The organism is Alteromonas sp. C1M14, assembly GCF_018860965.1.
Classification (GTDB): Bacteria; Pseudomonadota; Gammaproteobacteria; order Enterobacterales; family Alteromonadaceae; genus Alteromonas.
In genome coordinates this window covers 22,951-36,892 of record NZ_JAHKQF010000001.1, presented here as the reverse complement: position 1 = coordinate 36,892, position 13,942 = coordinate 22,951, and the positions used below count along the sequence as shown (strand labels likewise).

At 45.2% G+C, this 13,942-nt stretch carries 11 protein-coding genes; 3 read left to right on the top strand and 8 right to left on the bottom strand.

Annotation, left to right across the window (positions count from 1 at the left end):
- Nucleotides 1–48: 48 nt before the first annotated feature.
- From KO501_RS00160 to KO501_RS00150, 3 genes are read right to left on the bottom strand one after another with little or no spacing between them, the layout of a single operon-like run.
- Nucleotides 49–1,353, bottom strand: coding sequence for a mechanosensitive ion channel domain-containing protein (locus KO501_RS00160; RefSeq protein ID WP_216027623.1), 1,305 nt, complete (start codon nucleotides 1,351–1,353; stop codon nucleotides 49–51).
- The gene (locus KO501_RS00155; protein ID WP_216027622.1) at nucleotides 1,344–2,246 is read right to left on the bottom strand and encodes an acyltransferase; all 903 of its coding nucleotides are present in this window, start codon (nucleotides 2,244–2,246) and stop codon (nucleotides 1,344–1,346) included. The genes KO501_RS00160 and KO501_RS00155 overlap by 10 nt, the downstream gene beginning before the upstream one ends.
- Nucleotides 2,243–3,157, bottom strand: coding sequence for an acyltransferase (locus KO501_RS00150; protein WP_216027621.1), 915 nt, complete (start codon nucleotides 3,155–3,157; stop codon nucleotides 2,243–2,245). The genes KO501_RS00155 and KO501_RS00150 overlap by 4 nt, the downstream gene beginning before the upstream one ends.
- A gap of 167 nt (nucleotides 3,158–3,324) precedes the next feature.
- On the opposite strand from KO501_RS00150, the gene fghA reads away from it, so the two are divergent.
- On the top strand, nucleotides 3,325–4,179 hold the full coding sequence (gene fghA, locus KO501_RS00145) for an S-formylglutathione hydrolase (protein ID WP_216027620.1): 855 nt from the start codon (nucleotides 3,325–3,327) through the stop codon (nucleotides 4,177–4,179).
- A gap of 32 nt (nucleotides 4,180–4,211) precedes the next feature.
- On the opposite strand, the gene KO501_RS00140 is transcribed toward fghA, so the two are convergent.
- The 5 genes from KO501_RS00140 to KO501_RS00120 form a co-directional block, all read right to left on the bottom strand.
- On the bottom strand, nucleotides 4,212–6,332 hold the full coding sequence (locus tag KO501_RS00140; RefSeq protein WP_216027619.1) for a bifunctional diguanylate cyclase/phosphodiesterase: 2,121 nt from the start codon (nucleotides 6,330–6,332) through the stop codon (nucleotides 4,212–4,214).
- A 2-nt stretch (nucleotides 6,333–6,334) separates the two neighbouring features.
- A complete protein-coding gene (locus KO501_RS00135; RefSeq protein WP_216027618.1) occupies nucleotides 6,335–6,826 on the bottom strand; it encodes a Rab family GTPase in 492 nt (163 codons plus the stop codon).
- The gene (locus tag KO501_RS00130) at nucleotides 6,823–8,589 is read right to left on the bottom strand and encodes an OmpA family protein (protein WP_216027617.1); all 1,767 of its coding nucleotides are present in this window, start codon (nucleotides 8,587–8,589) and stop codon (nucleotides 6,823–6,825) included. Before KO501_RS00130 ends, KO501_RS00135 begins: the two co-directional genes overlap by 4 nt.
- A gap of 5 nt (nucleotides 8,590–8,594) precedes the next feature.
- The gene (locus KO501_RS00125; RefSeq protein ID WP_216027616.1) at nucleotides 8,595–9,128 is read right to left on the bottom strand and encodes a hypothetical protein; all 534 of its coding nucleotides are present in this window, start codon (nucleotides 9,126–9,128) and stop codon (nucleotides 8,595–8,597) included.
- 172 nt (nucleotides 9,129–9,300) lie between these two features.
- Nucleotides 9,301–9,813, bottom strand: coding sequence for a hypothetical protein (locus tag KO501_RS00120; RefSeq protein ID WP_216027615.1), 513 nt, complete (start codon nucleotides 9,811–9,813; stop codon nucleotides 9,301–9,303).
- A 263-nt stretch (nucleotides 9,814–10,076) separates the two neighbouring features.
- Between KO501_RS00120 and KO501_RS00115 the strand changes: the two genes are divergently transcribed.
- Nucleotides 10,077–11,567, top strand: coding sequence for a catalase (locus KO501_RS00115; RefSeq protein WP_216027614.1), 1,491 nt, complete (start codon nucleotides 10,077–10,079; stop codon nucleotides 11,565–11,567).
- Between the two features lie 198 nt (nucleotides 11,568–11,765).
- Complete coding sequence (locus tag KO501_RS00110; protein WP_216027613.1) at nucleotides 11,766–13,733, top strand: methyl-accepting chemotaxis protein; 1,968 nt, start codon at nucleotides 11,766–11,768, stop codon at nucleotides 13,731–13,733.
- Nucleotides 13,734–13,942: the final 209 nt, after the last annotated feature.

The following is a 13,942-nucleotide window of genomic DNA, read 5'->3' as shown; positions in this document are numbered from 1 at the left end:
AGAATTTTGTATAATAAAAACGGCGCCTAAGGCGCCGTTTTTTTATTGTTAAGGGTGGCGTTGGCTAAGATCATTTTGTTCTGGGTTGTCACTATCAAAAGAAAGGCGTTGAGGGAAATAGCCATCCCGCTGATAAGCACGTAAATCGAACATGGGTAACATGGCCATAATATGGTCGAAAATGTCTGCCTGAACCTTTTCGTATTGTACCCATTCTTTTTTGGCACAAAAGCAATAGACTTCTAAGGGTAGACCCAATTCATTTGGGGGAAGTTGGCGCACCATAAGGGTCAACGATTGATTTATGTCTGTGTGCTTGCGTAAATAGGCTTCAAGATAAGCGCGAAAAGTCCCCACATTTGTGAGCCGGCGACTGTTCAGTAAATCAGATTCATCAATTGAGTAGTCTTTGTGGTATGCCTGTAATGCGTTTAGCTTTTCCGTAACATACTCCGAGATATACCGAATACGGCTAAACCGCTTGATCATACTGCTATCGCAAAGTTTGATGGAATGTATGTCGATGTAGATGGCTCGTTTAATTCGTCGGCCGCCAGACTCCTGCATACCACGCCAATTTTTTACCGCTTCGGTGGTCAAAGAATAGCTGGGAATGGTCGAGATGGTCTTATCCCAGTTTTGGACTTTTACGTTTGTTAAGCCTATTTCCTGAATTTCGCCGTCGACTTCAAATTTTGTAATTTGGATCCAATCGCCAGTATTAAACATTCGGTTGGCAGCTATCTGAATACCCGCCACAAACCCAAGAATGGTATCTCTGAAAATTAATAGTAACACTGCCGCTAGCGCGGTAAGCCCAGACATAATGATGATAGGGCTTTTGTCTACCACCAACGAAATAGACAGTAGCAATACGATAACGGAAAAAAACAGTTTGGCGACCTGTATAAACCCTGTAATGGAGGCACGTTTAGCAAGGTATGAGCTATTGTAGATATCCTGAATAGTATTGAGCAGGGCAAATACCGCAAAGAGGGCGGTGATCATCATGTAAAGCAATGATGATTTTAATAAAAAGCCATACAGCACATTGTCGTCGCTAATGAGCACTGGGGCGCTAAGGTAAATAACCAGTGCCGGTACCAAGTGGCTTAAACGTCGAAAGAAGCCATGGTTCAGTAAGGCATCATCCCAATCATTTTTACTGCGGGTGATGAGGTGGTGAATTTGCAGTTGTAGAACAACACGGCTGAGTACATAAAATAAAAAAGAGGCCACAACGATGGTGGAGATCGCTAACAAATTATAGGTTATCGAGTCGGTGGTAACCTCAGGGAAGATATTTTGAACTGTGTGTGTAAAAGTCTCTTTGACCGACGACGCTATTTGCACAATGACGACTCCAGCAGTTGAGTAATTCGGGTGTCTTTCTCCAGCCACAGACCATTTAGCCAAGTCTGAAACCGGCCTTTAAATTTATCATCCATATAATAATCGCCTTGGGTTTCCTCAGGAACAGGCAGTACGTTAACATCTACAATTATTCGGGTCATCTGCCCGCTTAACATTGCCATCATTGGATGTTGTTCATTGTCAGGGTACAGCAGGGAAACGTCTAAGAGGTGACTAAATAAATCGCCCATGGTGGCAAGGGTAAACGCAATACCTCCGGCTTTCGGCGGCAGTAGTCGACGGTAGGGGCTTTTTTTGGCTTTGTGTTTATTTTTGGTAAAGCGAGTACCTTCAACAAAGTTGATTACTGTGGTGGGCTGGGTTTTAAATTTTTCGCAAAAGCGTTTTGTGGTCGCGATATCTTGGCCTTTTTTTTCTGGATGCTTTGCAATAAAGCGTCTCGAATAACGTTTCATAAAGGGCATATCTAATGCCCATGCGCCAAGTCCGACAAAGGGTAACCATATGAGCTCTTGTTTTAGAAAGAACTTGGGCGGAGGAATGCGCCCGCGAGTAAATTCAATAAGTAAAATAATGTCTAAGTAACTTAAGTGGTTAGCAATGAGCAAATACCAACCTGCCGGGGACAGTTTACCGTCTACGTTAAATTGAATGTCTATGCTGTTAAACCCACGGATAAGTAAGACGCTTATACCACTAAAGCAATGTAAGAATGTGTGCATCACTGCCAATAGCCGGCGGTGAACCCAAGCTGAGGGTAGCAGCAGTTTGACCACGCCAAGTAGAATGATTAGCACCCCCCAAAAGGCAAGGTTGCTTATCTGTAAAGAGGTATGAATACAGAAAATAAAAGGCGCGAGTAGCTTTCTCATAGCGGCGCCTGTGTTGAATTAAGGGCCGTTAGTTTGTCGTCTTTTTCTTTCCAGCGCGCATTTAACCATTGTTGAAAGCGCGCTTTCTGGGCGGGATCAGTAAAATAATGAGTAGAGAAAAAGCCTTCTTGCATAATCGTTTGAATGGGGGTGACTGTGACTTCTACCCGTATGGTTTTTACTTTACCGCAAACGAAATCCCAATAGCTAGGCACGCCATCGGGATAGTCAATGGTAACATCAATAAGTTTGTGCAGCTGTTCGCCCATGGCACTAAGTACAAAGGCAATGCCGCCAGCTTTAGGTTTAAGCAAATGGATAAAGGGAGAGCGTTGCTTATCGTGTTTGATTTGGGTAAAACGGGTACCTTCAACAAAGTTCATGATACTCACCGGCTTATACTTAAACTTCGCACATGCTTTGCGGGTGGTCTCCATGTCCTTGCCTTTTAAATGCGGGTTTTTAGCCAGAAACGACTTGCTATGGCGCTGCATAAACGGAAACTCTAGGGCCCACCAAGCTAAGCCTAAAATCGGTACCCATATAAGTTCTTTTTTTAAGAAAAACTTCAAAAACGGTATTTTCCGGTTGAAGGTACGTTGAAGTACTAGGATATCGACCCAAGATTGATGGTTAGCAATAACCAGATACCAGTCGTGAGGCGTGAGCGCCTCCAGTCCAGTGGTGGAAAACTGGGTTCTGCTAAATAGGCGTTGATTGCAATTGTTTACGCTTATCCATGCGGTGGCGCACGCATCAAGGGGATACGAGATTATTCTGCGCCACAAAGTAATGGGGATCAGTTTGAATAAAGATAAAATGAATATGGGAACAAACCAAAAAACGGTGTTTAAAAAATAGCCCAGCACCGATAGCGTGCCGCGTATATTGTAGCCAACAGCTTTAAGCATCGTTATTAACCTCTGAAATTAGGGCGTTAGTGTAAACGATGTTGATCTAAAATCCGATACACCCTTTACTGACAGCGTGTAAAAATTTATTTGTCTTTTCTTTTTTTGCTATTTTTGGAAGCATCAAGGAAAAAGGCCACTCTTCCATTTTCAGGAGATGCGAATATATGGAACTTATCAGCGAAAATAGTGCATTTGGCGGGCGTCATTGCCGTTATCGCCACCAAGGGCAAAGCACCCAATGCGAGATGACTTTTGCCGTGTTTTTACCCCCATTTGCTAGCGAGGATAATCCGGTTCCTGTTCTTTATTGGTTGTCAGGTTTAACCTGCACCGATGAGAATTTCATGCAAAAAGCAGGGGCACTGAAAATGGCCTCAAAACTGGGCTTGGCTATTGTGGCCCCTGATACCAGCCCGCGGGGAGCGGATGTTCCCGATGATCCTGACAACGCTTATGATTTCGGTCAGGGAGCGGGGTTTTATGTCAATGCCACACAAGCACCGTGGTCACAACATTATAAAATGTATGACTATGTCACTGAAGAGCTACCTGCCTTAATCGAAGCCCATTTTCCTGTCACCGGCGATAAAGCCATTAGTGGACATTCTATGGGGGGACACGGTGCATTGGTTATTGGTCTTCGCAATCCCCAGGACTATGTTTCGGTATCGGCGTTTAGTCCAATTGCCAACCCTTCGGATTGTCCGTGGGGACAAAAAGCATTATCGGGTTATCTTGGAGAAGATAGCCAACAATGGGCGCAATACGATGCGGCACATCTATTAGCCGAAAAGCAGCATTATATTCCATTATTGGTCGAGCAGGGGCGGGCCGATGAGTTTTTAGCGCAGCAGCTAAAACCCAAAGCGCTGGTGGCCGCGGCGCAAAAAAGTGATACCCCCTTAACCTTGAATATGCATGAAGGGTACGATCACAGCTATTATTTTATTGCTTCGTTTATTGATGAACATCTGCAATTCCACGCCAGTCATCTAGGGTTAGCGGTTGTGGAGGCATAGAGGCTATGGCCTTCTATGCTAGAAGTAGAGGGCTATTTTTGCGCAATTAGAGAGTCAATAAATTGCTGCACCGGCATGGGGCGGTTAAACAAGTATCCTTGCGCCATTACGCAGTTTTGACGTAATAGAAAGTGTTGCTGTTCATCACTTTCCACCCCTTCGGCGACCACATTCAGGCCAAGATTTTCGGCCAATCCAATAATCGCTTTAATGATCACCTTGTCGTCGTTGTTCACTGACAGATCACGAACAAAAGACCGATCGATTTTTAGCTCATCTATGGGTAAACGTTTCAAATATTCCAATGAGCTAAAACCGGTACCAAAATCATCGATGGAAATGGTAATGCCGATGGCCCGCAAACTGGCTAAGGTTACAGCAACGGTATTGGTTCTGTGGATAAATACGGTTTCGGTAATCTCAATGGCTAATTGTGAAGCGGAAATCCCATAGTAGGCGATGGCATCTTGTACTTTGGTAAGAAAGTCAGGATCGCAAATTTGCCGGCCTGAGATGTTCATGGCAATGCGAATATTTGGGGCGTATGCCGATAATTCCTTGAGGGTTTGACATACGCTGTGCAGTAGCCAATCACCTAAGGCGAAGATTAAGCCAGATTTTTCAGCAATGGGTATAAATACATCGGGAGGGATGATTTTTCCCTCATCGTTGGTCCAGCGGGCTAATGCCTCGCACTTCAGCGTGTCACCGCAAGATAAATCCACGATAGGTTGCAAATGGATAGTGAGCTTATTGTTTTTAATCGCTGTGGCGAGTTCTGCTTCAAGGTTCGCTAACTCTACTTGCTTGGTTTTTAGCTGCGTGCGAAAAACCGTGACTTCGTTTTTGCCTTTGTATTTGGAAAATTGCAGTGCTAAGCCCGCATTTTTGAGTAAATCTTCGGTGTTTGCGCCGTGTTGAGGAAAGGCGGTAACGCCAATATTCACACTCAACGTCATTTCGCCTTTGCCAAAAGCAATAAATACATCTTCTAGGGCGACTTGAAGACCGCGGCCATAATCATGAATAATGCTGTCTGACAGGCAGCTAAAAGGCGAAAGCAGAGCAAATTCATTTCCACCTATTCGTGCAAGATAGCTTTTCTCTCCCGAAAAAGTATCGAGGCGCAAGGCCACCCGTTTGAGTATCTCGTCACCAACTCGATACCCTAAGTTCTCATTGACTCGCTTAAATTCGCTGATATCAATGATAAAAAGGCCAAATCCTTGCTGAGTTTTAAGCCATTTATCGAGTTCGCGTTTAAACGACTGTCTCGAGTCTAATTGGGTTAGCAAATCTTTATCGGCAGACGTGGTTGCGCTATTCTCCCCTGTATGGGTGGTGGTGGTGTCTGTGAATAAAAATACCCAGTGACTGAGAGTTTCATTTTGAAACACCGGGGCCACTGTAAGTTGTAGCCACCGGCTTCCTCCGGGGGCATTTTGCCAAAACACTTCACCGCGCCAACTGGTTTGTTGTTCTTCTAAATTAGCTAGAAATATGGTGTCCACATGTACGTCTTTCATCAACTGAAACAGGTTTTGAACGCAGTTTTTCTGGGTGCTGTGGGCGCGCAATACTTGACGGGCCACGCCATTATCAAGAAACAGTTCATTTTGGGCATTTAAAATAACAACCCCTGTGGCAAGGTGCTGAATGGCTTGTCGTATGGCCAAGAGTTCACTTTTGCCGTTTTCTACTTCTTGCAGTACTTTTTGCAATCGGTCATGAAGGGAGTCTTGCTGGCTGATTACCGCGTGATGGGTAATGAGAAGTTCCCGTGCTGATTGCAGCGATTGTTGCCGGTAATCAAACTCTTTGCTGACATTCTTAATTGCCAGATAGCATTCTCCTTTGCCGTTATTTGTGGCTAATGCTTCCAATCGAAGTGGCGTCACCTCTGATGCCTCAGTCCAGAATCCCGAGGAGATTTGAGACGCACTGCCAGATTGCCAGCATTGCTGGGCATCAAGTAAGAAATCTTCTAAAAACAGGCTCAGCACATCGGTAACGTTTAAAGATATTTCATCAATAGCGGTAACCTTAAACGCCCAAGAAACGGTAGGTGTTAGACAGCAAAGTGTCTTGTCTTTTTCATATCGATAAAGTACACAATCTGTAATGCCTAGGGTGTTGAGCTGAAAAATGTCCATTGTTAGACTACCGCCGATGCAATCATCTGAAATAGCGCTTCTACATTTTCTCCGGTTTTTGCACTGGTGTTAAACGCACCGGTAAAGCGCGACTGTCGCTCTTTGATTTCTTCTTTGGTCCAGTACCATTCGCTGGGAAGATCAGATTTGTTTACGACAAAAAAGGCTGGCGTATTCGGGTAACTTTCCCGTGCAGATGCAAAGATATCCATACCTTCGAGTAACGATTGAGAACGGGTTTGATCCACCACGATGACAAATGCTGCCGCACCGCGTAGATAGCGAGGGTTAAAACCACAGTAGCGGTCTACGCCCTCAATATCCCAAACCAGCAGTTGCAAAGATTTATCGCCAATATCAACTTGCTTTTTGTCTATTTTAACGCCGATGGTTGTGAGATATTTTTCGGAAAAAATACCATCAACAAACTGGCGTACCAGACTGGTTTTTCCCACACCTGTGGGGCCTAGCAGACATATTTTTTTTTGTATCACTGCCGTATACCTTCGCGTCTGTTTTTCTCTGTTAAAAGCGCATGAATAAATACCATGCGACTGGAATTATCTTGGGTAAAATTAAGTTGCCCAAGTCCTTTACTATACATAATGGCAGGATCCACTCCAGCATCAATTAATGCTTGTTTCACACTTTGCGCCCGTTCTTGGCTAACGATCTCGTTTTTCGCTTGGGTGCCAGAATTGTCGCTGGCGCCAAGAATAAAAATGTTTACATCGAGATTAAGCTTAATCGCTATATTGTGCAGGCTATTAATGGTTTGGGCAATATCACCAATAGTTGTAGCGTGTTGCTCAGCGATGGCTACCTGATTGACCTCAAAGGGCACGACATAACTGGATAAGCGGGTGGCCAGATCCTTTGCCACAGCCATCAGTGCGTCTTGTTGATTGATGTTTACGGAATCGGTGATGGTTAATTGGGACACATCGGGCAGTGGTAGCGCCCCAGCCGTAATTTGTTGGTATTGGGTGGTGAACTGTTGCCACTGTGGCCTGCTTAATTCACCGGCCAGTGCAAGCTTGTTGTTTTGTGTAGTCAGTGTGACGGATGGAAACTTGGTGATCCACCGAGCCACTTTCTTACGGATAATGTCCGTGGACTGAGAGATAAACGGCGTTTCATGGATCACGACATTGTCTAAATCGATATCCAGTGATGAAAGCCATGACTGCGTGGAGTCGGCGGCACTATCGCGCAAAATTGAAATGGCGACTTTACCCTGTTCGATGTTATTGCCAATTAACACGATACCAGGAGGAGGGAGAGCCTCAGCAATGGCCGATGCCGTGAGTGACAAGTGCATACGCACAAAAGACAAATAACCTAGCAAGAGTACCAACGCTAATAGGATAAGCGAGCCAACGCCTAGGCGTTTCTTTTCTTTTGCTGGTTTCTTAAGGGCGCTGCTTAAACAGTCTTGTAGTAAAGAGTCAGACGAAAGAAAGGGGCTGTTATCACCGTTGTAATTGAGCAGAGGCAGTTGGTAATAGCGATGGAAGTCTTCCAGTGTAATTTGCAATTGTTCACGAATGCGAGGGGCAATATTTCCGGTCACCGCAGTAACGAGGATCGCTTGAGGGCCAATTTTTATCAGTAAGGTAAAATCATCAGTGCGTATCTCGCCGATTTCTGTTTCATCGGTCTGGTTGCCATTGCTAAAGGCATCAGCGACAAAATCGTTCATGGCCACAAGCATGGAAGAGACAAGATCGCCGTCTTTGCTTTTTTCCGGATCCAGCGACACGCTGTGGAGCAAGGTGCCTGTTTCGCGATGGATAACAAATACCTGATGAACCTGATACTGATAAATTTGCGAGGCAACGTAGTCGGCGTATTTTAGCCCTGCGCGCCAAGCCTTATAGCGCCAACGCAAACTCTTCAACGATAAACTGTGTTCAATTAAAGTATTGGTTCGTTCAACGAATTCTACCAAAAATGCCGATACCGATTTGCGTATCAGTGAACCTACAAGGGGGTAGAGTGCGCCAACAATTTTATCGCTGTTGGCTTCCACCGAACGGTGTAGCGACTTTTCAACCAGGGGAACCAGCACCCGATTAACCGAACCATCTTTATTTTCTCTTTCCAGTAGGGCTTCGGACACCACCTCGCTGACGGACTCTTTAGCCTGACGGCGAACAACCTGTTCTAACCGTTTTTCATCGTCGCCAAGGATTAGCGCACGCACATCCTCGATAGAGTGTACGTCCTTTTTCGTGGAGGTCGCCGACGAGTTCATGATGATTAAGACTGGTCAGTGGCAAGATTCGAAGCCATGGTAGAAAGTAAATTCGCCAAGGTTTTGCGATCAGTTTTGCTGGTGGACAGTTCTGCGGTCACTTGCTGTAAGCGCTCAAGCAAGGCTTGATGACGTTGATTGAACATGGATTCGAGTTCGTCCATTTCTTTTTTCAATCGGGTGTCGAGCTTACCAGTTTCATCATGGGCAGACGCTTCAGCCATCTCTAATTCCGACTTTAACGTGTCGTGAAGGGCTTTTAATTCACCTTGATTTTGCTGATGCTGCTGACTGTCTTCACTGAGTTGCTTTGACAGGGTGTCAAAACGAGAATCGATGGTGCTGTTAAGCTGCTTAACTTGCTCATCTAATTGTGAAGAAAGCTGTTGAATATGTTGTTCAACCCGAGCGCTGAGTTGATCCAACTGATGTTGGAAATCGCGGTTGGATTGGCCAAATAGGATTTCCCGTAACTGCCCTAGCTCCGTTTTTTCAGCGCTGTCAGTTGGGGGGGATTCTTTCGTTTTTTCTTTTGCCATTTCTTTTCTCCTATTGGCAATAGCGGGCTTCCCTGTAGATGGGAGAATGCCCACCATAAAATGAAAAAACGCTCAAACTGATCGCCAATATTATAATGCAATCATGTCTTTAAAATGTACCTTGAAAAGGATCACATATCCAGTAGCAATAAAAATAGTTTTCAACGCGCTATCAAGTCGCAGGCTGTCCATAGGCGGCTGCGTGTGCCAGACGGATCCACTGATTTTGGTGTTGGGTGACGGTGCGACTAATAGGCGACGACAAAGTAATGAAGTGTCGCATGTTCATTTTTTTCAGTGATACCAATGAGTAATTATCTGGTAAACCGGCGGCGTGAAAAAACTGCTGCAGTTGGGGATAGAACTGATTCGTTAGGGTGTCGGGCTTATTTTCAAGCAACACCATATATGCGGTAACTGCGAGGTGGGCTTTGGTTTGCTTTAAGCGATAAAAAGTAATGCCATTGGTAAGGGCCAAGACCGAAAGCACAGTCATATTAACCGGCGAGAACACCGTACTTAGCCGTGGATAGGCGCTTTTATAGGGCTCATAAAGTGCATCAAAATTCAGCCAGGTGTAGCCAAACAGCATGAATAACGTCACGCTGGACGTGGCCAGTGTGATAAACAGCCAGTTTACTTGGTGTCCTTTGCGCACCAATACGCGTTCCAACTCGGTCTTCACGTTGTCGTTTTACCCCACTTCCGTTACCAAAGACACTTTCTAAAAAGATGATCTTCACAAACTATACAGGTTTTTTCTGACGTCAGAAATAAGGTTAAGACGGCATCATCTTAATTGGTAATTGTAATCAATACGATTAGTTCTATTCGCTTTTAACTTTTCTAGCTTCGGGCATACTTATCCCATAGCAAGTTTACAGCGCGACGGCAGAATTTATTCCGGCGCGATAATGATTCCATCACCTTACTGTAAGGAACAAAGCGATGAGTAAATGTCCATTTTCAGGCGCAAGCAACTCACCTACGTCATTAACGTCAGCAAACGGGGCACCCGTTGCAAATGACAACCAAAGCCGCACTGCCGGTCGTCGCGGCCCAGTGACATTTGATAATCACTATCTGTTTGAGAAGCTGGCTCATTTTAATCGTGAACGGATCCCTGAACGGGTGGTACACGCCCGTGGCAGTGCCGCCTACGGTACGTTTACAGTAACGAAAAGCCTTTCGGAGTACACCATCGCTGACTTTTTGCAGACAGAGGGTGAACAAACCGACGTATTTTTACGTTTCTCTACGGTGGGTGGCGGACAAGATTCTAGCGATTACGCCCGAGACCCCCGTGGCTTTGCCGTGAAGTTCTACACTAAGCAAGGTAATTGGGACATGGTTGGAAACAATACGCCGGTATTTTTCTTGCGAGATGGAATTAAGTTTCCAGACTTTATTCACAGCCAGAAAAAGAACCCACGTACCAATTTGCCAGATCCACAAGCGATATACGAATTTTGGGCGAACAACCCACAGTCGCTGCATCAGTCAACCATCTTAATGTCAGACCGGGGGATCCCTTTATCTTATCGTTATGTGAATGGCTACAGTTCACACACGTTAAGCTTCTGGAATGATAATGGCGAGCGCTACTGGGTAAAATGGCACTTCAAAACTAACCAAGGCATCAAGACCTTAACCAATGTGCAAGCGGCTAACATGCCAGCATTTGGGGCACAGCAGGATTTGGTGGATAGCATTGATAAAGGTGATTTCCCATCGTGGACAGTGAATGTCCAAATCATGACAGAGGAACAAGCCAAGACATATAAGATCAATCCGTTTGACCTGACAAAAATTTGGCCACACAGTGATTTTCCGTTAATAGAGGTAGGTCAGCTTGAGTTAAATCGCAATGTTGACAACTACTTTGCCGAAACCGAACAGGCTACTTTTGCGCCGAGTAATTTGGTACCGGGTATTGGCGCTTCGCCAGATCGTATGTTGCAAGCACGACTGCTGGCCTACCAAGATGCTCAGCGTTACCGTGTAGGGGCGAATTACAGCCAGATCCCGGTAAATGCGCCTAAGTGTCCGGTGCACAATTATCAGCGAGATGGCGCCTTTGCTGGCATTAACCCGGCGTTGGCCGGCAGTGGTGCGAATTTTTATCCAAACAATCGTGCCCAGATAGGCGAACCGGCGGAAGTGTCTGCTGTCGCTGAACCCGCGATGCCATTAGAGCAGGATGCTTGGTTAGATATTTACGATACTCAGGATGATGACAACTTTTCCCAAGCCGGCGATCTGTTCCGTATTATGAGTGACGATCAAAAGCTGCAGTTGGTTGGTAATATCGCCGATGGATTAAGTCAAACCACAGACGATGTCCAACAAAGGATGTTTGCCCAGTACGATCAAGCTGATGCAGAATATGGTCAACTTGTGAGAGAAGCGGTGGCAGCACGTTTGGCTAATAATCGGTAGTCATTTTTAGTGTAAAACAAAACACCATAGCGCTTAGTCGTTATGGTGTTTTTTTTCATACGCTAAGGGTAAATGCAGAGTAGGGGAAAGACGAGAGAGTATGGGATGATGACCTGGCTAAATTACACCACTCGGTTTGTCTTTTGGCGAAAGGGTTCTATTCTTGCAGTCGCGGTTATTAGATAAAAGGCACAACACATGTTCACATGGTATAAAAACAGCAACGTTCAAACTAAAGCGATGCTTTCTCCAGGCATAATATTATTATTGATGCTGATTATCGTCGGTGTGTGTGTGGTGAACCTTTCTTCTGTTCAAAACAAAGTCGATAGCATTACTCAAGATTTAGCGCCTGATAGCAATACTGCCGCTCTTATTCTGCAAGAAGTTTACAAAAAGCGTTTACAGGTTAAAACTTTCATTAAAACCGCGGATCCGGCAACCGTGGACAAGTTCAAAGAAGCCCAAATCGCGCTGGATAAAATTGAACAAAAAGCCAATGCCGATTTTCAAAATCCCGCCAGAAGAGCGTTGCTAGCAGAACTCAATCAGTTGGATGAGGCATATAACCAAGCCTTTTTCGATGTGGTTGTGCCGAATATGAATGTTCGTCTTAATACCGTGAGCAATAATTTAAACGTTAATGGCCCTGCCATTGAAAACTTACTGAGCCATGTTATGGCCTCAGCCTATGCCGATGGAGATGCTGAAGCGTCCTATTATGCCGGCAAAGCCTTGCGCAGTTTACTGCTGGCGCGAGTTTACGCGGTTAAATTTTTAAACCAAAACGACGGGGCGATACAAAAGCGCGTTTATGCAGAAATTACCACCACGTTAGAGACGTTAGGGGCGGCACAGATGGTAATTGAAAACCCGCAAAGGGTAACCATGCTAAATGACGCCACTGCCTTGTTGCGCACCTATCAGCGTGGGTTTGATGAGGTGGTATCGGCCATAGAAACGCGTAATGAGGCCATTGACAATATCCTTGATGTTAATGGGCCGAAAATGGCTGCTATTTCCAGTCAGATACGCAATAGTGTAACCGACTCCATGAATGAATTAAGCGACAATACTAATCAGACATTAGTCAATACCCTCACCCAGGTTATTGGGGTGGCGGTGGTGTCATTAATTGTGGGTGTTGGGGTGTCTATTATTGCCTCTAGAGCGATGGTTAAACCTTTAATTGCCGCCAGTAAAACCCTATTGGTTATGGAACAAACCGGCGATCTTACACAAAGATTAACGGTGAGTACGGGAGACGAAATAGGGCAACTAGCGATAAGTTTTAATTCCTTTGCCCAACGCCTACAAACCTTGGTTCTAGAAATTTCCAGTGCTACGGCTCAGTTGTCCGCAGCTTCAGAAGAAATGTCAGCCGTCACAGAAGAAACTCGCCAGCAAGCCGATGCACAATCTCAAGAAACCCTACAAGTGGCCTCAGCAGTAAATGAGTTAGCCGCCACAGTTAAAGATGTCGCCTCAAATGCAGAGAGTGCCTCGCATTCTACCGATGAAGCCAATTTAGAAGCGAAATCCGGCGGTCAGGTGATCCATGAAACGGTGCAAGCCATTGGCACCATGGCCGGGGAAGTTAAACAGTCTGCCTCGGTGATTGAAAAGCTTAAATCCGATAGCCAAAATATCAGCACCGTATTGGATGTCATTAAAAGTATTGCCGAGCAAACAAACTTGTTGGCACTTAATGCCGCGATTGAAGCGGCGCGAGCAGGAGAGCAAGGACGAGGATTTGCGGTGGTGGCAGATGAAGTGCGGACATTGGCGCAAAAGACTCAAGCGTCAACTCAGGAAATCGAAAATCTCATTATTACATTGCAATCTGGTGCGGATAACGCGGTAAATGCCATGGATAGTAGTAAAGAAAGTATCGACTCTTTGGTTAAGCGTGCCAATGAAGCCACAACGGCCCTTGATAAAATCACCAGCATGGTGGGGTCCATAAGCGATATGAACTCCATGATCGCCACCGCCGCCGAACAGCAAAGTGTGGTAGTGGAACAAGTCAATTCCAGTGTACATAACATTCAGGGGGTATCCACCAATACCGCGGCTAGTTCAGAACAAATTGCCCAAGCCAGTGCAGAACTCGCTAACTTAGGGGCCGGCCTGCAAGAGCAAGTTAATCAGTTTAAAACGGCGTAATCTAACTAACCTTTGTTTTTAGCCGTTACAGAAGTAGAATACGCGCCTCAATCTTCACTGCGCTACTGTGGATTGATGAAAATGTTTTTATTTCGTATTCCTGCTGTCGCTTTTAAAGGCTCGCCTTTTTAACATCAATAGTAATAGCAGAATTTTAAACCGGTGAAATGACAGGGTTTGTCAGTTTGTCCCCAATAATTTAAAGAGTT